This is a genomic window from Shigella sp. FJ200513 (genome assembly GCF_040495915.1).
Classification (GTDB): domain Bacteria; phylum Pseudomonadota; class Gammaproteobacteria; order Enterobacterales; family Enterobacteriaceae; genus ECMA0423.
Genome location: NZ_JBDYCV010000014.1, coordinates 15,655 through 40,540, shown reverse-complemented (window position 1 = coordinate 40,540; position 24,886 = coordinate 15,655). Strand labels below are relative to the sequence as shown.

Here is a 24,886-nt window from a genome sequence, read left to right as displayed (position 1 = left end):
CCGTTATCTCCTGGGTTATGACACTGTCGGGAAAATACGCTCCAGCCCCTGGAGAGACGCTTCCCAGTCCGCGCGTTCAAAAATGCCTTGTTGCAAATAGCCCTCCAGCTGCGGCCACAGGGCGATGGCTTTATCGAGCATCGGATCGCTGCCTTTGGCATACGCGCCGACGCTAACCAGATCGCGGTTACGCTGAAAACTCGACAACAGCTGTTTGAAGGTGCGCACTCGCGCGTAATGTTGCTCACTGATCAACGCCGTCATTGCGCGACTGATCGACGCTTCAATATCGATAGCCGGATAGTGCCCGGCTTCCGCCAGTCGGCGAGACAGCACAATGTGACCGTCGAGGATTGCCCGCGCGGAGTCAGCAATGGGGTCCTGCTGGTCATCGCCTTCGGTGAGCACGGTATAAAACGCGGTAATCGAGCCGCCGCCGCTAATGCCATTACCGGCACGCTCGACCAGTGCCGGTAATTTGGCAAACACCGACGGTGGATAACCTTTAGTGGCAGGTGGTTCGCCAATCGCCAGCGCAATTTCACGCTGGGCCATCGCGTAGCGGGTGAGGGAGTCCATAATCAGCAACACATGCTGACCACGATCGCGAAAATCTTCGGCAATGCGCGTGGCATAGGCGGCACCTTGCATTCGCAGGAGCGGAGAAACATCCGCCGGAGCGGCAATCACCACTGAGCGTGCACGTCCTTCGGCACCGAGGATATTCTCAATAAAATCTTTTACTTCGCGCCCACGTTCACCAATCAAACCCACGACAATGACATCGGCGCGGGTGTAGCGTGCCATCATCCCCAGCAGCACACTTTTACCAACGCCCGACCCGGCAAACAGCCCCATACGCTGCCCGCGTCCGACGGTAAGCAGGGCATTGATTGGGCGCACGCCGGTGTCCAGCACATGTTCAATCGGTGTACGTTGCAACGGGTTAAATGGCGGGGTAATCAGCGCACCGGTTTCCGTCGTATCGGGGAAGGGCAGGCCATCGAGCGGTTTACCGCTACCGTCCAGAACACGACCTAATAACGCCGGACCGAGCGGCAACTGCTTGCCGCTTTGCAGCCCTTCTGCCGAAATGTTTTTGGCATATACACGCGCGCCGGGCAGGACACCTTCCACTTCCTCCAGCGGCATTAAAAACAGCCGTTGACCGTTAAAGCCAACGACTTCGCTTTCTACTTCGTGCGTTTCGCTGCCGTTCTGGCGCTCAATGACACAGGTTGCGCCGAGCGGCAATTGTAATCCGGTGGCTTCCAGCACCAGCCCGGTAGCGCGGGTTAATCGCCCGTAGCGACGTACCGCAGGCAACTGCGCCATTTTGGCTTCAAAGTTATCCAGCGTGGTTAGCCAGCGAGTCAGGCGCGTGGTCATTACACCACTCCTGGTGCTGCCAGACGGCAGAGTTCTTGCCAGCGAGTGGCGACACTGGCGTCGAGATCGCCTTCATCGGCGGAGACTTTACATCCGCCAGGGTGGAGGGTGGGATCGCCCCGCAAGCGCCAGCCATGCAAACTTAAAGTTGCGCCGAGCATATCATCCACACGTTGCAGATCATCCGGGTGTACGCGCAGCTGTGGTTTCCCGCTGAATAACGGTTCTTGCTGCAACAACTGTTGGATCTGTTTGATCAGTGCCGAGTTATCCACCGTTGGTGTCTGACCGATCACCTGACGTGCTGCCTCCAGCGCCATCTGCATCAGGCGCGAAGCTATCACACTATCAAGCGCATCAAGGGTAGTTTGAAATTCGCTGACCAGTTGCTGCATCCGGGCATGAATTGGCGCTTGTTGAGCCTTCGCCTCTGCCAGACCTTGTTCCAGCCCCTGGGCCAGTCCTTCCTGATAGCCCTGTTCGTGACCTTGCTGGCGACCTTCGGCAATCCCCGCCTGATAACCCTGCTCGTGGGCCTGCATTTGCAGTTGCGCCAGTTGCTGCTCAAGGCTGGGTTCGGCCTCTTCAATAATGGTTTCTTCCGACTCGACCATTGGCACAAACTCTGCCGGTGGTGGCGCGAGATCGTCCGGCGTCCAGGTTTTCCACGGCAGATTATCAGACATAGGTATCCTCGCCGCTGCCAATCACCATCTCGCCAGTTTCGGCAAGACGGCGCACAATCAGCAGAATCGCTTTCTGTTCGTTTTCGACCTGCGACAGACGCACCGGACCACGCTTGGCGAGATCGTCGCGCAGAATATCGGCGGCACGCTGCGACATATTGCGCAGGAATTTCTCGCGCAGTGGCTGCTCGGCCCCTTTCAGCGCGATCAGCAGCGATTCGGAATCCACTTCCTGCAACAGACGCTGAATGCTGCGATCATCGACATCCACCAGATTCTCGAACAGGAACATCTCGTCGATGATTTTCTGCGCCAGCTCGCCGTCGAATTCACGCACGGCGGTAATAACGGCTTCTTCCTGCTGCGTTTTCATCAGGTTGATAATTTCGGCTGCCGTTCTCACGCCGCCCATTTTGCTGCGCTTGAGATTCTGACCGTCGAGCAAGCCATTCAGTACTTCGGTCAGTTCGGCCAGCGCGGCTGGCTGCACGCCGCCAAAGGTGGCGATACGCAACATCACGTCGTGGCGCAGACGTTCATCGAACAACGCCAGAATATCGGCGGCCTGGGCGCGCCTCAGATGCACCAGAATGGTGGCGATAATTTGCGGATGCTCATCGCGAATCAGATCGGCGGCGCTCTGCGGCTCCATAAAGTTGAGCGTTTCAATACCGCTGGCGGTATCGCGGGTTTCGAGAATATCTTCCAGCAGGCTGGCGGCACGTTCTTCACCCAGAGCTTTGACCAATACCGAACGCAGATAATCGTTGGCGTTGATATTCAGTGCAGCAAACTGTTCAGCTTCTTGCTCAAACTCCGCCAGCACATCGGTTAGCTGCTTGTTGGAGATCTGCGTGACGTTCGCCATTGCAGCGCTCAGGGTTTGCACTTCGCGCTGGGAGAGGTGCTTGAACACCTCTGCCGCCCGGTCTTCGCCAATGGTCATCAGCAGGATGACGCTTTTATCGGTGCCTGTCAGGTTACTCATGATCGTTATTTATCCACTGGCGAATGACCAGCGCCACCACGCGCGGATCGTTATCAGACATTTCACGGATACGCTGGCTCATGACTTCTGCCCCCAGTCGTTGGTTAGCGCGCCGTTGTTGGAGTTGTTCGTCTTTGCTCAGACGGACTTCCACCGCATCTTCCACTTCCTCGCGGGCCTGCGCCTGTTGCTGCACAGTCTTCACCGCCTCGGCGCGACGTGTTAGCTGCGGGCGTACCGCTTTCCGCCACAGCAACCACGCCACCAGCAGTACCAGCAACCAGCAACCAGCGACCGGCAGCCAGCAACTGATCGATAAACACTTGCTGTTGCCAAAACGGCAGTGCTCCGCCGCTTTCGTCACTGCTATTGAACGGCGAGTTAACAACATTGAGCGAATCACCGCGTTTTTCAGAAAAGCCCATCGCCTCGCGGGTCAGAGCTTCAATTTGCTTCATCTGTTCGTTGCTGAGAGGCAATGGTTTACCGTCTGGCAAGGTTTTGTAATTCACCACTACCGCGACTGACAGACGTTGCACATCGCCCACGTTCATTTTGGTATGACGAATGGTGCGATCGACTTCGTAGTTACTGGTTTCATTCCGCTGTGTGCTACGCGGCCCACTATTGCTGGTGGTGCTCGCCTGCTGCTGGCGGTTATTTTGATTTGTCGGAGGCGTGCTGATTGGCGCGTTATTCGCAGGTGCCGGTTGATTCGACAACGCCCCCGGTACGCCGCCCGGATAACCGGAACCGCTTTGCTCGCTCTCATTAAGCTGGCGTGAACGAAGCGCCGCATGAGATTCATCACCGTTAGGGCGATACTGTTCTTCCGTTTGTTCTTTACTGGCGAAGTCCAGTTGCGCCGTGACCTAGGCGTGAATATTACCGTTACCAACAATAGGTGACAGGATCGCTTCAATACGCTGCTGAATACGGCCTTCGACATCGCTGGCATATTTCAACTGAGCGTCATTAAGATCGCGCCCGCTGGTATTGGACTGGGTTAACAGATGCCCGCCCTGATCCACCAGCGTGACGTTTCCAGGCGGCAGACCAGCAACCGCGCTGGAAACCAGATGTACAATAGCGCTAATTTGCCCTTCATCGAGTGCGCGGCCGGGTAACAGATTTACCGTCACCGATGCAGAAGGGGATTTTTGTTCACGGACGAATAAAGACGGTTTCGGCATTGCCAGATGTACGCGCGCCCCTTTTACCGGGCCGATAGTTTCGATGGTACGAGAAAGCTCGCCTTCCAGCGCCCGCTGATAATTCACCTGTTCGCTGAACTGGCTGATACCAAACTTTTCCTGATCGAGCAGTTCGAAACCGACCGCGCCGCCTTTGGGCAAACCTTGTTGCGCCAGGCGCAGTTCGTGAACTTTATCTGCCGGAACCTCAATAGCGCCGCTGGCTTCGCTGAAGCGGTAAGGAATATTCATTTGCGTCAGTTGGCTGACAATTGCGCCACCATCCTGATCGGAAAGATTGCTGAATAATGTGCGGTAGTCGGGGGCTTTCGCCCACAGGATCAGTGCGACCATGACCGCCACTGCCGCGGAACCGGTAACAATCAATGGAATTTTCGGATTCGCACGCAGGCGATTAAGCCACTCAAGAGATTTTGTCTGGGCTGCAGTCGCATTCATCGCGCACTTCGTGGCTGATTATGGACGGCGTTATTGGCAAAGTGGAACAAGACTCACTCTCGGGTCAGCACACTCGAAAAATTGACGCTCCCATTATTTGTGCTTTCGTTTTTTCTATCCGCCAATAAACCAGTTTTTTTGTTGCTATTTAGCGCCTTTGTCTTATTGACTTACTGGTAGGCTTTGTTACCAGAAATTATCCGGGAGACGAAAATGTCAGCGATACAGGGGATTGAAGGGGTTATCAGCCAGTTACAGGCTACGGCGATGAGTGCGCGTGCGCAGGAATCACTGCCGCAACCGACCATTAGTTTTGCCGGGCAGCTGCACGCCGCGCTCGATCGCATAAGCGATACACAAACAGTCGCCCGCACGCAGGCAGAAAAATTCACCCTCGGTGAACCCGGCGTGGCGCTAAACGATGTGATGACCGATATGCAAAAAGCCTCAGTTTCTATGCAAATGGGGATTCAGGTGCGTAATAAGCTGGTGGCGGCGTATCAGGAAGTGATGTCCATGCAGGTGTAGGTTGTGTAACCTGTTGACTATGCTTGTTTAATTATATCCGATCCCACAGCGTGGGGCATGGATGGGGCAAACTCACTCAATTTCTGGTTTAAAATGGATACCTGATCCTGGTTGTTTTCTGCCATCCACGATCCGTAAACGCGATAACATGTTTTGTCTTCGCTTTGCTCCCAGGAAGAGTGAACTCATTCGTTAGCCTGGGGTTCCTTCTGATCATTATTGTTCCTGCCTTTATCTCTTGCCACGCCAGAGCCCCTTGGATACACATACACCAGGATGAAAACGGTGAGTTGTGTTCAAACTGTAGTACAATTCTCTCCAGTATGAACAGGAAAGAATATGCTATGAACCCTTATATTTATCTTGGTGGCGCAATACTTGCAGAGGTCATTGGTACAACCTTAATGAAGTTTTCAGAGGGGTTTACACGGTTATGGCCCTCTGTTGGCACAATTATTTGCTATTGTGCATCATTCTGGTTATTAGCTCAGACGCTGGCTTATATACCTACAGGGATTGCTTATGCTATCTGGTCAGGAGTCGGTATCGTTCTGATTAGTTTGCTTTCCTGGGGATTTTTTGGTCAACGACTGGACCTGCCAGCTATCATAGGCATGATGTTGATTTGTGCCGGTGTGTTAGTCATTAACTTGTTGTCACGAAGTGCACCGCATTAAAAAATAATTCTCCTTGAGATAACAGGAATCTGATTTGTGCATATTATGGCTAATGTTCGGGGCACCTTTATAATTATGATTGCATTTGCGCGATCATTGCGCCTTTATGCATAATGAGATCAAGGCACATCAAATAAAATAACGATAGGTCACAACAATGAGGTTTTTATGAAAAAACTTATCGTTTCAAGTGTATTGGCATTCATAACATTTTCTGCGCAGGCCGCAGCATTTCAGGTCACTAGTAATGAAATAAAAACAGGAGAGCAACTTACAACGTCTCATGTATTTTCTGGATTTGGGTGTGAAGGTGGTAATACATCGCCCTCATTAACCTGGTCTGGTGCTCCTGAAGGCACCAAAAGCTTTGCCGTAACTGTGTATGATCCAGATGCTCCTACAGGCAGTGGATGGTGGCACTGGACTGTTGCTAATATTCCAGCAACTGTAACATATTTGCCCACTGATGCAGGAAGACGTGATGGTACAAAACTTCCGACTGGTGCTGTTCAAGGCCGAAATGATTTTGGTTATGCAGGATTTGGTGGAGCATGTCCTCCCAAAGGAGATAAACCCCATCATTACCAGTTTAAAGTATGGGCTCTAAAAACTGATAAGATTCCTGTGGATTCTAATTCCAGCGGAGCGTTAGTTGGTTATATGCTTAATGCCAATAAAATTGCAACCGCTGAGATAACACCAGTTTATGAGATAAAATAGGGTAAGAGTATGCTGGCAAGAGATAAGTCTAACCTAAAGATTGAAGAAATACGGATGCATAAACATCATGAGATTCACAGGGTTAAGCCTCTTATGCCAGCTTTATGTCGTATCCGTCAGGGAAAAAAAGTTATCAATTGGGAGACGCATAGTCTAACTGTTGATAATAATCAGATAATATTATTTCCCTGTGGATATGAATTTTATATTGTGAATTATCCAGAAGCAGGTCTTTATCTTGCAGAAATGCTTTATTATCCCATTGATCTAATTGAAAAGTTTCAAAAATTTTATGCGATAACTGATCAAATTCGTAACACGACAGGTTTCTGCTTACCTCAGAACCCCGAGTTAATATATTGTTGGGAGCAACTAAAAACATCTATTTCCCGAGGCTTCTCAACGCAAATTCAGGAACACTTAGCAATGGGCGTTCTACTTTCATTAGGAGCACATCATGTTAATTGTTTACTTTTATCAGATAGTAAACAATCATTAATAAGTCGTTGTTATAACCTAATGCTATCCGAACCTAGAACAAAATGGACAGCAAACAAGGTAGCGAGATATCTCTACATTTCTGTTTCCACATTGCATCGCCGTCTGGCAAGCGAGGGAATAAGTTTTCAAAGTATATTGGACGACGTGAGGTTAAATAATGCGTTGTCCTGCTATACAAACGACAGTAAAACCCATCAGCGAGATTGCCAGGGAAAATGGTTACAAGTGTCCTTCTCGTTTTACTGAAAGGTTCCATAATCGTTTTAATATAACACCAAGAGAGCTAAGAAAAGCGTCCAGAGAGTAAAAGTATTTTATTAAGGAGCAACAGCATCGATTTTTATTTTGGAAAATAAATACGACATACTCAACCTATTGGAGCCTGAACAATCCGGTGACTTCTGTGCCAATCGGGAACGTTTATAAGCACATATAATTGATACTCACTTCCTCCATCACAATTTCAGAGATGCACGTATGATTTTTTTTGCATCCGGCGTTTGGGCTATGTGGAGCTCAAGAGTGGGAAATTTACAAGAGGTTGAGGGGATAATTAAAGGGATGCTTATGACATTAGATATCAGGTTAGGTACGGATATCGTTGTTATTAAATCTAATTGATACGTTAATTGTTCACTGAGTATTATTAAAAATGGGGCGTTGAAACGTCCCAGAAAATAAAGGGTAATTTATATAGTCAGAAGCAAGATAGTGCTTCTAAGGAAAGTGGCTTGAGAGCGCCACTTATATGTTGGGGAGGCAAAGCCTCCCACAACATATCTTTGAGTAATCAGATTAGAACTGGTAAACCAATCCTACAGCAACGATATCATCGGTAGCAACGCCAGATGCTTTCGTGAAATCGCTCTTATCAATCAGGTTGATTTTGTAATCAACAAAAGTGGACATATTTTTGTTGAAGTAATAGGTTGCACCTACATCAATATATTCAATCAGGTCCTGATCACCCCACGCACCCAAGTCTTTTCCTTTAGATTGCAGGTAAGCAACGGACGGACGCAGACCGAAGTCGAACTGATATTGTGCAACTACTTCGAAGTTTTGTGCTTTGTTGGCAATATGGTTATTACCAAAAACAGTCATGTTCTGGGTTTCAGAATAGGTGGTAGCCAGATAGATGTTGTTCGCATCATATTTCAGACCAGCTGCCCATACTTCAGCATTTTGACCAGATGCATTCAGGCTGTTGTTACCGTAGATAACCTGATCATTAGTGCGGTCAGATTTAGCATAGGTTGCACCTACACCGAATCCTTCATACTCATAAGTAGTGGAGAAACCGAAACCATCACCGTTAGCTTCAGTTACGTCAGTGCGGTCATTTTTACCCTGATACTGAGCAGCAAAGTTCAGACCATCAACCAGACCAAAGAAGTCGTTGTTACGATAGGTTGCAACACCTGTGGTGCGACCAGTCATGAACACATCTGTTTGGGTCCAGGTATCGCCACCGAATTCTGGCAGAACGTCGGTCCATGCACCGATATCGTATGCTACACCGTAGTTACGGCCATAATCGATGGAGCCGTAGTCACCGAATTTCAGGCCAGCGAAGGCAAGACGGGTTTTATCTTTGGAAGAACCTTGAGATTCAGCACGGTTGCCTTTGAATTCATATTCCCACTGACCGAAACCAGTCAGTTGATCGTTGATTTGAGTTTCGCCTTTGAAGCCCAGACGAACATAAGTTGTGTCGCCATCATCTGCATCGTTAGAAGAGAAGTAGTGCTTAGCATTAACTTTTCCGTACAGATCCAGCTTGTTACTGTCTTTATTGTAAATCTCTGCTGCCTGAGCAGACATCGCCATCAGTACTGATGCAGCTACAGCAGAAATTGCCACTGTTAATTTTTTCATCGTGAGCCCTTTTATTTGAACTATTATTTAAAAATGATGTCACTGCACTACAAATATTCATCCAATCAATGAGATTATTTCAAGATGTAAGTTTTAGTTTCTCATTTAAATTGTGAAGTAGATCCCTATTTTTATCTGAACTGTTTCTATTGCACACAATGCATGACTATTTTGTGAACGAATATAAATTTGGTAGTCAAATTATATTAAAGGTTGTTATTTATGATTGACTCATAATTTATTTTTTTAATTTAAATAGCCTAAAAATAACCATGGAAATTATTTGCATGATATTTATTTAGATTTATTAATGTAATTGAGGTGGTTTTATTTAATACGCAATATAGCGCCGCTTGATATTAGTTCTATTTTTTTTGCGTAAGATAGATGAGACAAACTGAGACGCATAATGGTTTGCAAGGCTCTAATACTTTGATGTTGAGGATGTGATGGAGCATGTACGGGGCATAGTACAATGATGTCCATGCAGGTGTAGATAATCTCCAGGCTTATCCAGTGCACCGTAAAAGCCCGTCCTTCAGGGCGGGGATATAAGGCTCGTTTTTTCATCTGACCAGGTGTTTGCTGTTGTTCAATGTATTGGCGGATGACGGATATTGGCGCACCTCCGCAGCTACTGGCAAAATAGCCGGGACGCCACAAAACATCTTTGCGGTAATACCTGGCAGCAATATCTGGTCGATCCCGTCGCAGTAACCTACCCGATACGCCTTTGAGGCTGTTTGTTTACCAGACTGGATATCGCCAGTTTGGGGGGATAGTTAATTAACAGATGGACGTGATCTGGTTCGCCATCCATTTCAACCAGTTCAGCTTCAAAATAAGCACATACATTTGAAAAGTAAGTGCGTAGTTTTTCTGTCGCGTCATGGTCAAAAATCTGGCGTCGGTACTTGGTAACAAAGACCCGGTGAGCATGCATCAGGAAAACACAGTGCCTTCCGCGTCGGATATCAGTTTTTTTCACAGACCAAAGTATAATTTGCCCTGTGAAACGACTACAGGTATTCAAATTCCGGTTAAGACCCGGTGGTCAACAGGCGCGTGAAATGAGGCGCTTCGCAGGCGCATGTCGTTTCGTTTTCAGTCGTACTCTGGCACGTCAGAATGAGAATCATAAGGCCGGTAACAAAGACATCCCTTACGCGAAAATGGCTTCCTGATTGGTTGAGTGGAAAAATGCCACTGAAACGCAATGGATTAAAGATGCTCCGTCACAGCCATTGCAACAGTCACTGAAAGACCCTGAGCAGGCCTGCAAAAACTTTTTCCAGAAGCGCTCGGCGTTCCCCTGATTCAAAAAGCGGTGACAGAATGATGCATTCCGCTATCCGCAGGGCGTTAAGCTCGCTCAGGAAAACAGCCGTATTTTTCTGCCAAAACTTGGCTGGATGCGCTACCGGAACAGCCGTCAGGTCACGGGTGTTGTGAAAAATGTCACTGTCAGCCAGTCCTGCGGTAAGTGGTACATCAGTATTCAGGCAGAAAGTGAAGTATCAACTCCGGTTCACCCTTCAGCATCAATGGTCGGGCTGGATGCTGGCGTGGCTAAACTTGCCTCGCTGTCAGATGGCACAGTCTTTGAGCCTGTAAACAGTTTTCAGAAAAACCAGAAGACGCTGGCGAGACTTCAGCGACAGTTAAGCCGCAAGGTCAAATTCAGCAACAACTGGCAGAAGCAGAAACGCAAAATACAGCGACTGCATTCCTGTATCGCAAATATCCGCAGGGACTACCTTCACAAAGTCACAACGACCGTCAGCAAAAACCACGTAATGATAGTCATTGAGGATTTGAAGGTCAGCAACATGTCAAAGTCAGCAGCGGGTACGGTCAGCCAGCCGGGGCGCAATGTCCGGGCAAAATCAGGTTTAAACCGTTCGATACTGGATCAGGGCTGGTATGAAATGCGCCGCCAGCTTGAGTACAAGCAGCTCTGGCGTGGCGGTCAGGTGCTTGCTGTTCCGCCAGCGTACACAAGCCAGCGTTGCGCGTGCTGTGGTCATACAGCGAAAGAAAATCGCCTGTCACAAAGTAAATTCAGATGCCAGGTATGTGGATATACAGCGAACGCCGATGTAAATGGAGCTCGTAACATTTTAGCGGCGGGGCACGCCGTTCTTGCCTGTGGAGAGATGGTGCAGTCAGGCCGCTCGTTGAAGCAGGAACCCACCGAAATGATTCAGGCGACAGCCTGAACGTAGCAGGGGTCCTCGTCATTCAGGGCGTGGAGGATGTCAACAAACAGGTTGAATTAACTCCGCGCCCTGGTTTTTGACATTACCCACCGTGCGCGACACAGGGTGCCAGGTGAACTGGTTTGCTGGCACACAGCTTCTGGTAGCGATTTCTGAGGCTTCTTTACCACCAATGTCTTGCCGCATCCATTCCCGTGCAGCTTCTGGCGACAGAACCAGCGGGCGGCGGTCATGAATATCTACCAGACCTTGATCTGCCGCCGCAGTGACGATCAAAAATCCTTCGGCTTCGTCACCACGCTCAAACGGTATGCTACCTATCGCGGCCATAAAAACAGGTTGTCCGTCAGCGCGATAGATAAAATAAGGCTTTTTTTGTCGCCTTCTTTTTTCCACTCAAACCAGCCATCGGCAAAACAGATTGCCCGACCATGTTGCCAGAGCGGTTTAAACATGCGACTGGTTGAGGCAGTTTCTACGCGGGCGTTAATCAGCGGCGGTTTATCCCACCATCCGGGAGCATATCCCCAGAAAACCGGATCCAGATGAAGGTGTTCATCACGTTCACTGAGCAGAAGAACTTTGGTTCCCGGCGCGACATTGTATCTGCCAATGGGTTCGGGATCGTAGGGAATATCGCGTTCAATATCTTCCGCGAGAAGCGCAAGGTAATCCTCACGCGTTTGGGATTGGGCAAAGCGTCCACACATAGCAACCTCCTGAGATCATACTGAAAAGAATAGGAGAGGGGGCGGGTAAAATCTATGTGTCAGAGGTAACGATGTTCCCGCTGTGGGCCACAGCGGGAATGAGGGATTACTTCTGAATTAAATAACGAATGGTCGGCCCGTCTTGCTGAATATCCAGCACCGTGTAGCCGTGATTACGCGCATCCAGTGGAATATTATTGATCGACTGCGGACAGTCGCTCACCACTTCCAGGATCTCACCTTTTTTTAATTGCGGCATCGCCTCAAGGGTTGCGACTGCCGGATAAGGGCAGGGTTCACCCACCATATCAAGGCGGTAATCAGGAACGATATTTTTCATGCGATCTCCTTAGCAGTCTGCGGTGCCTCACGGCGGAAGAAGCGTTTTTCCCAGCCGATAATCAACATCAGCGCAGCAAACAGCAGCAAATATGTCACCAGCAGGCCTCCCATCGGACCAAAAGTTTTCAGCAGGTTGATTTTGTCCCAGTCGGTGGCCAGCGCCGGAGCGAAATCATCCCAGTAATACGCCAGAATCGTTGAGCCGATCACGTTGCCCAGACCGACCCACCAGTAGTGCACCTGGCCTTCTACCGCGCGGTACATCCAGCCGGTTTCGCAGCCGCCTGCCAGCACGATGCCAAAACCAAAAAGTAAACCACCAATTACCGCATTTGGTCCCGCCCACATGATTTTAGGTTCAACGCCTAACTGTACGTAACTGAAGATCCCGATGGCACTCACCGCCATACCGATAATGATTGCTTTCGCCATATGGGTACGTCCGGTGATCCACATATCGCGGAACGCCGAAGTAAAGCAGATTTGCGCACGTTCAATCAGTAAACCAAAGCCGACGCCAAACAGCATTGCCAGCCCCAGTTTTGGTTGGTTCATCGCCGTGAGCAGCGCCCAGCCCAGCATGCCGAAAAAGACCAGCATCCCGAGACGAAAACGACGCCGCGCCTGATCCGGTTTTTGCGTCAGCGGTGAGGCGGCAGAAACTTTCTGCATTTTCACGGGAATACGGAAGATGGGCAGCAGGGTAAAGCGCGCGCCAAACCATGAACCAATGGCAGTGGCGATGGCAAAGAACCAGGCATGCAGCGAGAACTGAGGAATGCCGGTAAAGAACGCCGCCAGGTTACAGCCCATTGCCAGACGCGCGCCAAAACCGGCGATAATGCCGCCAATGATGGCCTGCATAATGCGGATACGGCTGCGTGGCATGCGTAGTTTGACATTGTTGGCCCACAGCGCAGCAGCAAAGCAGCCGCCAAACATACCGAGGATCATCATGCCGTCGATCCGGGTTAATGGCGATCCTTCCAGATGGATAATTTTAAAATAACCCCACTCTTCAGCATGGACGCCAAACAGCTGCAGGAGCTGACCGCCCCAACGGGTAAATTCACCCGTGACAGCCCAAAAGGTGCCAGTAATGCCAAAATAGTAAGTGGAGAGAATACCCGCCGCGATGACCGCAGGGATGGGTGCCCAGAATTTAATCAACCAGGCGTGTTTGAATTGCTGCCATGACATGAATGTAGCCTCTGAACTCAGAAGGTTTGAAACAAGAGCCGCGAATCATACACCATGCAAATTTATTTTCGGGGTAATAATTCACAAAAATAATAGTTAGATCAAATTTCTCTCTGAACCTGGAAAGGCTGGCGACATCAGAGCTTTAATGCCACAATCCTCTTTTCTTCTCATGCAGGACGAATGATGAAAAAACTCGCAATTGCAGGCGCGCTCATGTTGCTGGCGGGCTGTGCCGAAGTCGAAAACTATAACAATGTCGTGAAAACCCCCGCGCCGGACTGGCTGGCGGGCTACTGGCAGACCAAAGGGCCGCAACGTGCGCTGGTCAGTCCGGAAGCGATAGGCAGCCTGATTGTCACTAAAGAGGGCGATACCTTGGATTGCCGTCAGTGGCAGCGGGGGATTGCCGTGCCGGGTAAGTTGACATTGATGTCTGATGATCTCACTAACGTTACCGTAAAACGTGAGCTGTACGAGGTTGAGCGTGACGGTAACACCATTGAGTACGATGGTATGACGATGGAGCGTGTGGATCGCCCGACGGCAGAGTGTGCCGCCGCGCTGGATAAAGCGCCGTTACCGACGCCACTGCCGTAATGAAATCTCCCCGGCTTGCCGCCGGGGATGGATTTAAATCACCTCTTCGATAACCCACACGCTGACGCTGCCGCCGTTGCAAAAGAAGGTCGCTTCGCCGTTTTCGTCTGTCACTACGCTCTCTTGCCGGTTCCCCAGAAAATCACGCCAGGTTTTATTGCCGTAATTCTCTCCCAGATGAATGGTTTTTTCGCCATCATCTCCGTTCGACATGACCACCACGCAGCCGGGATATTCGTCGGTGCCACTGCGGCTAAAGGCAATGCAGTTCGGATGGTCGAAAAATAATGTCTGTACACCGTGGGCGAAACGCTGACGGGCGAGAATTAACTCATCAAGCTGTTCGATTATTGGCATATCTATCGGATAGGTTTGCCCGTCACCACCGACATCTTCGTAATGTGCACCGTAGAGGTCCGGATAGAACACCGAAGGAACGCCATTTTCCCGCAACAAAATTAAGGCATACGCCAGCGGTTTAAACCACGGTTCGACCGGTGCTTCGAGGGCTTGCAACGGTTGGGTGTCGTGGTTGGCAACGAGGGTTACGGCGTGAAAAGGATCGGCTTCCACCAGCGTCCCAGTGAAGATCTGCGTCATGTCGTAGTCGCGACCCATGCGCGATGCTTCATGGAATTTCATCTGCAGCGGCGCATCAAACAGCATGGTTTTGCCTTCCACCTGATCAATATACGTTTGCAGTTTATCGACTTCATGCGACCAGCATTCAGCCACAATAAACAGCGGCTTTGGCGCAACTTCCTGTACGTGTTCGATCCACTCTTTATAAAACCATGCCGGAATATGTTTGACCGCATCAAGACGAAAGCCGTCGCATTGCGTTTGTTCCATCACCCAGCGCGCCCAGTATTTAATCTCTTCCGTCACGGCATGATTGCGAAAATCGATATTCTCACCCATCAGATAATCGAAATTACCGAGTTCATCATCAACCTGATCGTTCCAGCCTTCTCCGGTATAGTCGTTAACAATTTTAAAAATGCCATCTTCATCAGGGTGTTCGATATGGTCGATACCGCTAAAACATTTGAAATCCCAGATAAACTGCGAGTATTGCCCGGCACGAGCGGGGAAGGTGTAACGCGTCCAGCCTTCACACTCAATGATTTCTTCGTCAATTTGCGTACGGTCATCAGCATTTACACGCTGCACGCGAATAGCTTCTTTTTCATCCGCGCCCATTTTGTGGTTGACTACCACGTCCAGCAGCACCGCAATGTCATTACGTTTCAGGGCGTCAATGGCGGCCAGCAGTTGTGCTTTATCACCATATTTAGTAGGGATGCTGCCTTTCTGATCAAACTCACCTAGATCAAATAAATCATAGGAGTCGTAGCCGACCGAATAGCCGCCCGATGCGCCTTTATAGGCGGGCGGCAACCAGACCATATTGATACCAATATCATTAAAACCGTCTGCGCGCTCGGCCAGTTCAGGCCAGAGCTTACCGCCTTCCGGGTAATACCAGTGAAAACATTGTAACAGCGTGGGATTACGCATTCTTCGACTCCATTCAAGGGGAATATTAGAAGCGTAGCCGTAATCGGATTATTCGCGAGCCATCGGCTCATTAAGATTCAAAAGAGGTTATCCTGCGGAGCCAGCACAAAGCCGCCCTGATCGCCATAGGCACTTAACACCGATTTTTGCACCGATGACTGACCGACCAGTTTCGCCAGTTCATCCATCCGAATCTGTAATAACTGCTTTACCTTGCTTTCGTTGTCGAGAATCAGGTGCAGCATCGGGCGGAGCTGCTCCTGCATCGTAGTGGACGGGGCAACCTCTTCAGTCAGGTGTGCGATCTCCTGCACCGCATTCACATACGCCATTTCGCTAGCGATGAGTTCGTCCCATTGTTCTTCCGTTGCCAGGCGTAACATGAGCTGGCTTTTTTCGACGAGTTGTTGCCAGGCGAAATACAAATGCGGTGCATTGTTCATCAGACTGGGTCCTGAATCGAAGAAGGGGAGAGTAAAGACTCTTTCCAGGCATCGGCAATATTACGCATTAATGCTTCCACCTCTTCGACTGCTGAGACATCGTTGCGTAAATTGGCTTGCAGCAAACGCCTGACCATATAGCTATAAAGAGCAATTAAGTTTTGGGTTAATTCGTCTTTGCTCTCTTCATCAAGACTCACCCGCAGTCCGTTCTCAATGATGTTGATCGCTTTTGACAAAGAGACGCCTTTGCCTTGCTGATTGTTGTCCTGCATAAACAGTCGCGCTCTAACCAGTGCGCTCAGCACTCCATCAAATAGCATGGTGACCAACTGCTGTTGGCTGGCGCTCATTACGGTGCTTTCGACGCCAATTTGTGCATAGGCCTGGGTGCCTTTTGCCGCGTACATGACCTGTCTCCCGATGAATAATGATTACTTGGAATTACTGTTGTTTTCGAACTGCTGCGTTAAGTAGCTGCTGGTGCTGTTTAACGAGGTCATTAAAACGTCCAGTTGGGTAAATTGTTCTTTGTAGCGCGCGACCTGCGCATCAATGCGATCGCTGGCGGCGTTGTAGTCTTTAGTTAACTTATTCAGGGTTTTACTAACGCCATCGGTAGCGGCTTTAATAATGCCCGTTGTCGAAAGCCAACTGGTCAGGTTGCTGCCGATGGTGGTTGTGATGCCGGTTTTTTTACCATCGCCAACAATCAATGCACCTACGCCGCTGGCATCTTTTTTCAGTGCAGCGGTGAGTTTGTCGGCATCCAGTTCCAGTTTGCCATCGCTGGGATCGGTCGTGATACCAATCTGCGCCAGCGTTTTATAGCTGGAAGAACTGACGGTATTACTCAGCATCGACTTCAACTGCGTCTGAATCGTCCGCAGCGTGGAGTCGCCGAGCAGTGCGCCATTGCTAGAACTCTGGCTATCAGCTCCCGCATCTACGGCGGTGTATTTGGTCAGGCTGCTGAAGGTATCTATTAGCGAGTTATAGGCATTCACCCAGTCTTTAATCGCCGTTTGCACTTTGGAGGTGTCCTGAGTGATGGTTAGCGTCTGGTTGCCCGTGGTGACATCGTTCAGGTTCAGAGTGATGTTTTCCAGCGCGTCGCTGATAGTGTTGCTGCTGTTCTCGATGGCGACGTTGTTGACCGTCAGCTGCGCATTCTGGGCGGCGACCGAGACCTCCATACCGTTGCTGCTGGCACTGGCGTCATAGCCCATAAAACTTTGTAGCGCATCATCACCGCTGACCGAGAGTGTCATCGCATTATCAAGGCCGGTGTCATTTGATGTGACTGACAGACGATATTCACCGTTACCCACGTTAATGATGCTCGCACTTACGCCCGCTTTTGCGTTGTTGATGGCATCACGGATCCCGCTTAACGATGAGTTAGCCGCGCTGATATCAATGGTAATCGGATCTTTGTCGTCGCCTTGTTGAATGGTGAGTTTGCTGTCGCTGGTGGCGATCGCCGTTTTCGTATCATCTCTGGTGGTGCGCGTGGTCAGGGTTTGCGCCTGCGCCAGATGGGTGACGCTGATGGTGTATTTCCCGGCGATGGCGTTACCCGCGGTGGTGGCACTGAACGCGGTGGTGCTGCTGGTGGTGCTGGTGGCGGAAAAAAGATCGGCTTTAGACAATGCAGTATTGGCGGTCTGGAAAGTCGTCAGCGCGCTTTTCAGCGTACCGTAGGCGCTAAGTTTAGCGGTAAACGACGATTGCTGATTTGAAATAGGGGTTAGCGTCGCTTTTTGCGCGGCGGTGAGGCTATCAAGGATTGAACTTAAATCCAGACCTGACCCGACTCCCAGCGATGAAATACTTGCCATGCGATTTCCTTTTATCTTTCGACACGTAAAACGAATACCGGGGTTATCGGCCTGAATTGCGCAAAGTTTACGTTTAATTGTTTTTTTTAATAGCGGGAATAAGGGGCAGAGAAAAGAGTATTTCGTCGACTAACAAAAAATGGCTGTTTGTGAAAAAAATTCTAAAGGTTGTTTTACGACAGACGATAACAGGGTTGACGGCGATTGAGCCGACGGGTGGAAACCCAAAACGTAATCAACGACTTGCAATATAGGATAACGAATCATGGCACAAGTCATTAATACCAACAGCCTCTCGCTGATCACTCAAAATAATATCAACAAGAACCAGTCTGCGCTGTCGAGTTCTATCGAGCGTCTGTCTTCTGGCTTGCGTATTAACAGCGCGAAGGATGACGCCGCGGGTCAGGCGATTGCTAACCGTTTTACTTCTAACATTAAAGGCCTGACTCAGGCTGCACGTAACGCCAACGACGGTATTTCTGTTGCACAGACCACTGAAGGCGCGCTGTCCGAAATCAACAACAACTTACAGCGTATCCGTGAGCTGACGGTTCAGGCTTCTACCGGGACTAACTCTGATTCGGATCTGGACTCCATTCAGGACGAAATCAAATCCCGTCTCGACGAAATTGACCGCGTATCCGGTCAGACCCAGTTCAACGGCGTGAACGTACTGGCAAAAGACGGTTCGATGAAAATTCAGGTTGGTGCGAATGACGGCCAGACTATCACTATTGATCTGAAGAAAATTGACTCTGATACGCTGGGGCTGAATGGGTTTAATGTGAATGGTGGCGGGGCTGTGGCTAATACTGCTGCATCTAAAGCTGACTTGGTAGCTGCTAATGCAACAGTGGTCGGCAACAAATATACTGTGAGTGCGGGTTACGATGCTGCTAAAGCGTCTGATTTGCTGGCTGGAGTTAGTGATGGTGATACTGTTCAGGCAACCATTAATAACGGCTTCGGAACGGCGGCTAGTGCAACGAATTACAAGTATGACAGTGCAAGTAAGTCATACTCTTTTGATACCACAACGGCTTCAGCTGCCGATGTTCAGAAATATTTGACCCCGGGAGTTGGTGATACCGCTAAGGGCACTATTACTATCGATGGTTCTGCACAGGATGTTCAGATCAGCAGTGATGGTAAAATTACGGCAAGCAATGGAGATAAACTCTACATTGATACAACTGGGCGCTTAACGAAAAACGGCTCTGGTGCTTCTTTGACTGAGGCTAGTCTGTCCACACTTGCAGCCAATAATACCAAAGCGACAACCATTGACATTGGCGGTACCTCTATCTCCTTTACCGGTAATAGTACTACGCCGGACACTATTACTTATTCAGTAACAGGTGCAAAAGTTGATCAGGCAGCTTTCGATAAAGCTGTATCAACCTCGGGAAACAATGTTGATTTCACTACTGCAGGTTATAGCGTCAACGGCACAACTGGCGCTGTAACAAAAGGTGTTGATTCGGTTTATGTTGATAACAACGAGGCGTTGACCACATCTGATACTGTAGATTTTTACCTACAGGATGATGGTTCAGTGACTAACGGCAGCGGTAAGGCAGTTTATAAAGATGCTGATGGTAAATTGACGACAGATGCTGAAACAAAAGCAGCTACGACAGCCGATCCCCTGAAAGCTCTGGATGAAGCCATCAGCTCCATCGACAAATTCCGCTCCTCCCTGGGTGCGGTGCAAAACCGTTTGGATTCCGCAGTCACCAACCTGAACAACACCACTACCAACCTGTCTGAAGCGCAGTCCCGTATTCAGGACGCCGACTATGCGACCGAAGTGTCCAACATGTCGAAAGCGCAGATTATCCAGCAGGCCGGTAACTCCGTGCTGGCAAAAGCCAACCAGGTACCGCAGCAGGTTCTGTCTCTGCTGCAGGGTTAATCGTCTGAATGCCTCTCAAACCCCGCCACCGGCGGGGTTTTTTACATTCGGCTTTTTGCGTAACCCCCAAATAACCCCTCATTTCACCCACTAATCGTCCGATTAAAAACCCTGCAGAAACGGATAATCATGCCGATAACTCATATAACGCAGGGCTGTTTATCGTGAATTCACTCTATACCGCTGAAGGTGTAATGGATAAACACTCGCTGTGGCAGCGTTATGTCCCGCTGGTGCGTCACGAAGCATTGCGCCTGCAGGTTCGACTGCCCGCGAGCGTGGAACTTGACGATCTGCTACAGGCGGGCGGCATTGGGTTACTTAATGCTGTCGAACGCTATGACGCCCTACAAGGAACGGCATTTACAACTTACGCAGTGTAGCGTATCCGTGGCGCTATGCTGGATGAACTTCGCAGCCGTGACTGGGTGCCGCGCAGCGTGCGACGCAACGCGCGTGAAGTGGCACAGGCAATAGGGCAACTGGAGCAGGAACTTGGCCGCAACGCCACGGAAACTGAGGTAGCGGAACGTTTAGGGATCGATATTGCCGATTATCGTCAAATGCTGCTCGACACCAATAACAGCCAGCTCTTCTCCTACGATGAGTGGCGTGAAGAGCACGGCGATAGCATCGAACTGGTTACTGATGATCATCAGCGAGAAAACCCGCTACAACAACTGCTGGACAGTAATCTGCGCCAGCGGGTGATGGAAGCCATCGAAACGTTGCCGGAGCGCGAAAAACTGGTATTAACCCTCTATTACCAGGAAGAGCTGAATCTCAAAGAGATTGGCGCGGTGCTGGAGGTCGGGGAATCGCGGGTCAGTCAGTTACACAGCCAGGACATTAAACGGTTACGCACTAAACTGGGTAAGTTATAACGTCAGTAAATGCCGCACTTTAACTTTGACTACCAGGAGTTCTTAATGATGGTGCAGCACCTGAAAAGACGGCCATTAAGCCGCTATCTTAAAGACTTTAAACACAGCCAGACCCATTGCGCGCATTGCCGTAAATTACTCGATCGCATTACCTTAGTTCGCGACGGCAAAATAGTGAATAAAATCGAGATTTCCCGCCTGGACACGCTGCTTGATGAAAAAGGCTGGCAAACGGAACAACAATCATGGGCGGCATTGTGCCGATTTTGCGGTGATTTACATTGCAAAACGCAGAGTGATTTTTTCGATATTATCGGCTTTAAGAAATTTCTTTTTGAGCAAACTGAAATGAGCCCAGGTACGGTGCGTGAATATGTCGTTCGTCTGCGCCGTTTGGGTAATCATCTACATGAGCAAAATATTTCCCTCGATCAGCTGCAGGACGGTTTCCTTGATGAAATCCTCGCCCCGTGGCTGCCCACCACCAGCACCAACAATTACCGCATCGCATTACGGAAGTATCAACACTATCAGCGCCAAACCTGTACCGGACTTGTGCAGAAATCCTCCAGCCTGCCTGCTTCTGATATATATTAAATAAGAATAAGATGTAGCGGAGTTGTTTTTGTGTTTACAAACAATGGCTCTACACTGCAAACAGACATAACAACATTCGGGGTGAATATGAAATTAGCACATCTGGGACGTCAGGCATTGATGGGTGTGATGGCCGTGGCGCTGGTTGCGGGCATGAGCGTTAAAAGTTTTGCAGATGAAGGTCTGCTTAATAAAGTCAAAGAGAGCGGCACGCTGCTGGTAGGGCTGGAAGGCACTTATCCGCCGTTCAGTTTTCAGGGGGATGACGGCAAATTAACCGGTTTTGAAGTGGAATTTGCCCAACAGCTGGCAAAACATCTTGGCGTTGAGGCGTCACTAAAACCGACCAAATGGGACGGTATGCTGGCGTCGCTGGACTCTAAACGCATTGATGTGGTGATTAATCAGGTCACCATTTCTGACGAGCGCAAGAAAAAATACGATTTCTCTACCCCTTACACCATTTCCGGTATTCAGGCGCTGGTGAAAAAAGGTAACGAAGGCACCATTAAAACGGCTGCTGATCTGAAAGGCAAAAAAGTGGGTGTCGGTCTGGGCACCAACTATGAAGAGTGGCTGCGGCAGAATGTTCAGGGTGTCGATGTGCGTACCTATGATGATGACCCGACCAAATATCAGGATCTGCGCGTAGGGCGTATCGATGCGATCCTCGTTGATCGTCTGGCGGCGCTGGATCTGGTGAAGAAAACCAACGATACGCTGGCAGTAACCGGTGAAGCATTCTCCCGTCAGGAGTCTGGCGTGGCGCTGCGTAAAGGAAATGAAGACCTGCTGAAAGCGGTGAATGATGCAATTGCGGAAATGCAAAAAGACGGCACTCTGCAAGCTCTTTCCGAAAAATGGTTTGGTGCTGATGTGACCAAATAATCAGCATAATGACAAAAAAGGGCGCTTTCACTAGCGCCTTTTTTATTTACGCGTTTTCAGCGTGCATAATAAGAAAATCACAACAACACACATCGGAGGCTGTTATGCCACTGCATAATTTAACCCGTTTTCCACGGTTGGAGTTTATCGGCGCGCCAACGCCGCTCGAATATCTGCCGCGCTTTTCTGATTATCTTGGACGGGAAATTTTCATCAAACGGGATGAGGTCACCCCCATGGCAATGGGCGGCAATAAATTACGTAAGCTGGAATTTCTCGCGGCAGATGCCCTGCGCGAAGGTGCCGATACGCTGATTACTGCCGGCGCGATCCAGTCTAACCATGTGCGCCAGACTGCCGCAGTCGCGGCGAAACTCGGTCTGCACTGCGTGGCGCTGCTGGAAAATCCTATTGGCACAACCGCAGAAAACTATTTAACCAACGGCAATCGTTTGTTGCTGGATCTGTTCAATACCCAGATTGAAATGTGCGACGCACTGACCGATCCCAATGCCCAACTGGAAGAACTGGCGACGCGAGTCGAAGCACAAGGCTTTCGCCCGTATGTCATTCCGGTTGGCGGTTCTAATGCTCTTGGCGCGCTAGGTTATGTGGAGAGTGCGCTGGAAATCGCGCAACAGTGTGAAGGGGCGGTTAATATTTCGTCGGTGGTAGTCGCATCGGGCAGTGCCGGAACTCACGCCGGACTGGCTGTTGGGCTGGAACACCTGATGCCTGAAAGCGAACTGATTGGCGTGACCGTGTCGCGTTCCGTTGCCGATCAATTGCCGAAAGTGGTTAACCTACAACAGGCGATTGCGAAAGAACTGGAGCTGACCGCATCAGCGGAAATTTTACTCTGGGATGACTATTTTGCACCTGGCTACGGCGTGCCGAACGACGAAGGCATGGAAGCAGTGAAATTGCTGGCGCGTCTGGAAGGCATTCTGCTTGATCCTGTGTATACCGGAAAAGCGATGGCGGGGCTGATTGACGGTATCAGTCAGAAACGCTTCAAAGATGAAGGGCCGATTCTGTTTATTCATACCGGCGGCGCGCCTGCGCTGTTCGCCTATCATCCCCACGTTTAGCTCCGGGAACGCTCATGCAAGAAAGTATACAACTGGTTATTGATTCCTTGCCGTTCCTGTTGAAAGGGGCTGGGTATACCCTGCAACTCAGTATCGGCGGCATGTTTTTTGGCTTACTACTCGGGTTTATTCTCGCGCTGATGCGCCTGTCGCCAATCTGGCCCGTGCGCTGGCTGGCGCGTTTTTATATCTCTATTTTTCGTGGTACGCCGCTCATCGCACAACTGTTTATGATCTATTACGGCCTGCCGCAGTTTGGTATCGAATTAGATCCCATTCCGTCAGCAATGATTGGTCTGTCGCTGAACACTGCCGCCTATGCCGCCGAAACGCTGCGCGCCGCCATTTCTTCTATTGATAAAGGTCAGTGGGAAGCCGCTGCCAGTATTGGTATGACGCCGTGGCAGACCATGCGTCGCGCGATTTTGCCACAGGCGGCGCGGGTGGCGTTGCCGCCGCTGTCGAACAGCTTTATCAGTCTGGTAAAAGATACGTCGCTGGCCGCGACAATCCAGGTGCCGGAGCTGTTCCGTCAGGCGCAGTTGATTACCTCGCGCACGCTGGAGGTGTTCACCATGTACCTGGCGGCTTCGCTCATCTACTGGATCATGGCGACTGTGTTATCGACGTTGCAGAACCATTTTGAGAATCAACTTAATCGCCAGGAGAGAGAACCAAAATGAGTGCCATTGAAGTTAAGAACCTGGTGAAAAAATTCCACGGTCAGACGGTGCTGCACGGTATCGACCTCGAGGTAAAGCCTGGCGAAGTGGTGGCAATTATCGGTCCGAGTGGTTCCGGCAAAACCACATTGCTACGTAGCATAAATCTGCTGGAACAACCGGAAGCGGGAACGATCACCGTTGGCGATATCACTATTGATACTGCACGTTCATTAAGTCAGCAAAAATCGCTGATTCGCCAGTTGCGTCAGCACGTCGGGTTTGTCTTCCAGAACTTTAATTTGTTTCCGCATCGTACGGTGCTGGAAAACATTATTGAAGGGCCGGTGATCGTCAAAGGCGAACCGAAAGAAGAGGCCACGGCGCGCGCTCGCGAGCTGCTGGCGAAAGTTGGGCTGGCCGGTAAAGAAACCAGCTATCCACGTCGTTTGTCTGGCGGTCAACAGCAGCGTGTTGCGATTGCGCGTGCACTGGCAATGCGTCCTGAGGTGATTTTGTTTGACGAGCCAACGTCGGCGCTGGATCCAGAGCTGGTGGGCGAAGTCCTGAACACCATCCGCCAGCTGGCGCAGGAAAAGCGCACGATGGTGATTGTGACACACGAAATGAGCTTTGCCCGGGATGTTGCGGACCGGGCGATCTTTATGGACCAGGGGCGGATAGTCGAGCAGGGGGCAGCAAAAGCGTTATTTGCCGATCCCCAGCAGCCTCGCACCCGCCAGTTCCTCGAGAAGCTTCTGCTGCAATAATAAGAAAAAATCAGCCCCGACGATTCACCTGTCGGGGCGGGACGCCATTTCAAGCGTGATAAAACTGCTTAACAAATCAGCATAACTCATTAATAACATAAGAGAATGCGATGGCTTGCAAAAGTAATTCATTGCCTGAATAATATAAATTATATATAAATCTTATTTATGTGATAGTTTG

Annotated in this window: 20 protein-coding genes and 6 pseudogenes; 13 read left to right on the top strand and 13 right to left on the bottom strand. The window is 49.9% G+C overall.

Going from position 1 to position 24,886, the window contains the following annotated elements:
- Positions 1 to 15 precede the first annotated feature (15 nt).
- From fliI to fliF, 4 genes and pseudogenes are all read right to left on the bottom strand, one after another.
- The gene (fliI, locus tag ABZJ92_RS05180; protein WP_000213277.1) at positions 16 to 1,389 is read right to left on the bottom strand and encodes a flagellar protein export ATPase FliI; all 1,374 of its coding nucleotides are present in this window, start codon (positions 1,387 to 1,389) and stop codon (positions 16 to 18) included.
- Complete coding sequence (gene fliH, locus ABZJ92_RS05175) at positions 1,389 to 2,075, bottom strand: flagellar assembly protein FliH (protein WP_001282677.1); 687 nt, start codon at positions 2,073 to 2,075, stop codon at positions 1,389 to 1,391. Before fliH ends, fliI begins: the two co-directional genes overlap by 1 nt.
- Positions 2,068 to 3,063 carry a flagellar motor switch protein FliG gene (gene fliG, locus ABZJ92_RS05170; protein ID WP_000067956.1) on the bottom strand — a complete coding sequence of 332 codons (996 nt, stop codon included), beginning with the start codon at positions 3,061 to 3,063 and terminating at the stop codon, positions 2,068 to 2,070. Before fliG ends, fliH begins: the two co-directional genes overlap by 8 nt.
- A pseudogene (gene fliF / locus ABZJ92_RS05165) lies at positions 3,056 to 4,715 on the bottom strand (flagellar basal-body MS-ring/collar protein FliF). Before fliF ends, fliG begins: the two are co-directional and overlap by 8 nt.
- A gap of 213 nt (positions 4,716 to 4,928) precedes the next feature.
- Between fliF and fliE the strand changes: the two are divergent.
- The 4 genes and pseudogenes from fliE (at position 4,929) to ABZJ92_RS05145 (ending at position 7,448) form a co-directional block, all read left to right on the top strand.
- Positions 4,929 to 5,243 carry a flagellar hook-basal body complex protein FliE gene (gene fliE, locus ABZJ92_RS05160; protein WP_001274301.1) on the top strand — a complete coding sequence of 105 codons (315 nt, stop codon included), beginning with the start codon at positions 4,929 to 4,931 and terminating at the stop codon, positions 5,241 to 5,243.
- A gap of 344 nt (positions 5,244 to 5,587) precedes the next feature.
- Positions 5,588 to 5,920, top strand: coding sequence for a multidrug efflux SMR transporter EmrE (gene emrE / locus ABZJ92_RS05155; protein WP_001070440.1), 333 nt, complete (start codon positions 5,588 to 5,590; stop codon positions 5,918 to 5,920).
- Between the two features lie 168 nt (positions 5,921 to 6,088).
- Positions 6,089 to 6,640: a Raf kinase inhibitor-like protein YbcL gene (gene ybcL / locus ABZJ92_RS05150; protein WP_001313946.1), complete on the top strand. Its 552-nt coding sequence runs from the start codon at positions 6,089 to 6,091 to the stop codon at positions 6,638 to 6,640.
- Positions 6,641 to 6,649: 9 nt separating this feature from the next.
- Positions 6,650 to 7,448: pseudogene (locus ABZJ92_RS05145) on the top strand (helix-turn-helix transcriptional regulator).
- 488 nt (positions 7,449 to 7,936) lie between these two features.
- On the opposite strand, the gene ompC reads toward ABZJ92_RS05145, so the two are convergent.
- Both ompC and tnpA read right to left on the bottom strand, forming a co-directional pair.
- On the bottom strand, positions 7,937 to 9,019 hold the full coding sequence (gene ompC, locus ABZJ92_RS05140) for a porin OmpC (RefSeq protein WP_000737286.1): 1,083 nt from the start codon (positions 9,017 to 9,019) through the stop codon (positions 7,937 to 7,939).
- A 573-nt stretch (positions 9,020 to 9,592) separates the two neighbouring features.
- Positions 9,593 to 10,022: pseudogene (gene tnpA / locus ABZJ92_RS05135) on the bottom strand (IS200/IS605 family transposase); the annotation flags it as partial.
- A 7-nt stretch (positions 10,023 to 10,029) separates the two neighbouring features.
- On the opposite strand from tnpA, the pseudogene ABZJ92_RS05130 reads away from it, so the two are divergent.
- Positions 10,030 to 11,238 (top strand): annotated as a pseudogene (locus ABZJ92_RS05130) (RNA-guided endonuclease InsQ/TnpB family protein).
- A gap of 39 nt (positions 11,239 to 11,277) precedes the next feature.
- Here ABZJ92_RS05130 and ABZJ92_RS05125 read toward each other — a convergent pair.
- The 3 genes and pseudogenes from ABZJ92_RS05125 to yedE all read right to left on the bottom strand — a co-directional run bounded on the left by ABZJ92_RS05125 (position 11,278) and on the right by yedE (position 13,490).
- Positions 11,278 to 11,948 (bottom strand): annotated as a pseudogene (locus tag ABZJ92_RS05125) (SOS response-associated peptidase).
- A 106-nt stretch (positions 11,949 to 12,054) separates the two neighbouring features.
- A complete protein-coding gene (yedF, locus tag ABZJ92_RS05120; RefSeq protein WP_000790504.1) occupies positions 12,055 to 12,288 on the bottom strand; it encodes a sulfurtransferase-like selenium metabolism protein YedF in 234 nt (77 codons plus the stop codon).
- Entirely contained in the window at positions 12,285 to 13,490 is a 1,206-nt protein-coding gene (yedE, locus tag ABZJ92_RS05115) for a selenium metabolism membrane protein YedE/FdhT (RefSeq protein ID WP_000118898.1), read from the bottom strand. Before yedE ends, yedF begins: the two co-directional genes overlap by 4 nt.
- Before the next feature lie 186 nt (positions 13,491 to 13,676).
- Between yedE and yedD the strand changes: the two genes are divergently transcribed.
- Positions 13,677 to 14,090 carry a lipoprotein YedD gene (gene yedD, locus ABZJ92_RS05110; RefSeq protein ID WP_001392280.1) on the top strand — a complete coding sequence of 138 codons (414 nt, stop codon included), beginning with the start codon at positions 13,677 to 13,679 and terminating at the stop codon, positions 14,088 to 14,090.
- 33 nt (positions 14,091 to 14,123) lie between these two features.
- On the opposite strand, the gene amyA is transcribed toward yedD, so the two are convergent.
- The 4 genes from amyA to fliD form a co-directional block, all read right to left on the bottom strand.
- On the bottom strand, positions 14,124 to 15,611 hold the full coding sequence (gene amyA / locus ABZJ92_RS05105) for an alpha-amylase (protein ID WP_001245690.1): 1,488 nt from the start codon (positions 15,609 to 15,611) through the stop codon (positions 14,124 to 14,126).
- A 77-nt stretch (positions 15,612 to 15,688) separates the two neighbouring features.
- Entirely contained in the window at positions 15,689 to 16,054 is a 366-nt protein-coding gene (gene fliT, locus ABZJ92_RS05100; protein WP_001057836.1) for a flagella biosynthesis regulatory protein FliT, read from the bottom strand.
- On the bottom strand, positions 16,054 to 16,464 hold the full coding sequence (fliS, locus tag ABZJ92_RS05095) for a flagellar export chaperone FliS (RefSeq protein WP_000270672.1): 411 nt from the start codon (positions 16,462 to 16,464) through the stop codon (positions 16,054 to 16,056). Before fliS ends, fliT begins: the two co-directional genes overlap by 1 nt.
- 24 nt (positions 16,465 to 16,488) lie before the next feature.
- Positions 16,489 to 17,895: a flagellar filament capping protein FliD gene (gene fliD / locus ABZJ92_RS05090; protein ID WP_000146764.1), complete on the bottom strand. Its 1,407-nt coding sequence runs from the start codon at positions 17,893 to 17,895 to the stop codon at positions 16,489 to 16,491.
- Positions 17,896 to 18,160: 265 nt separating this feature from the next.
- Between fliD and fliC the strand changes: the two genes are divergently transcribed.
- The 7 genes and pseudogenes from fliC to tcyN all read left to right on the top strand — a co-directional run bounded on the left by fliC (position 18,161) and on the right by tcyN (position 24,705).
- Positions 18,161 to 19,813: a flagellin FliC gene (gene fliC, locus ABZJ92_RS05085; protein ID WP_000079690.1), complete on the top strand. Its 1,653-nt coding sequence runs from the start codon at positions 18,161 to 18,163 to the stop codon at positions 19,811 to 19,813.
- A gap of 164 nt (positions 19,814 to 19,977) precedes the next feature.
- Positions 19,978 to 20,697: pseudogene (gene fliA / locus ABZJ92_RS05080) on the top strand (RNA polymerase sigma factor FliA).
- Positions 20,698 to 20,742: 45 nt separating this feature from the next.
- On the top strand, positions 20,743 to 21,294 hold the full coding sequence (gene fliZ, locus ABZJ92_RS05075) for a flagella biosynthesis regulatory protein FliZ (RefSeq protein WP_005048734.1): 552 nt from the start codon (positions 20,743 to 20,745) through the stop codon (positions 21,292 to 21,294).
- Between the two features lie 87 nt (positions 21,295 to 21,381).
- A complete protein-coding gene (gene tcyJ, locus ABZJ92_RS05070; RefSeq protein ID WP_005048730.1) occupies positions 21,382 to 22,182 on the top strand; it encodes a cystine ABC transporter substrate-binding protein in 801 nt (266 codons plus the stop codon).
- A gap of 104 nt (positions 22,183 to 22,286) precedes the next feature.
- Entirely contained in the window at positions 22,287 to 23,273 is a 987-nt protein-coding gene (gene dcyD, locus ABZJ92_RS05065) for a D-cysteine desulfhydrase (RefSeq protein WP_001128248.1), read from the top strand.
- Between the two features lie 14 nt (positions 23,274 to 23,287).
- Positions 23,288 to 23,956, top strand: a complete 669-nt coding sequence (gene tcyL / locus ABZJ92_RS05060) for a cystine ABC transporter permease (protein WP_001158220.1) — start codon at positions 23,288 to 23,290, stop codon at positions 23,954 to 23,956.
- Positions 23,953 to 24,705, top strand: a complete 753-nt coding sequence (gene tcyN, locus ABZJ92_RS05055) for an L-cystine ABC transporter ATP-binding protein TcyN (protein ID WP_001272995.1) — start codon at positions 23,953 to 23,955, stop codon at positions 24,703 to 24,705. The genes tcyL and tcyN overlap by 4 nt, the downstream gene beginning before the upstream one ends.
- The last annotated feature ends 181 nt before the right edge of the window (positions 24,706 to 24,886 follow it).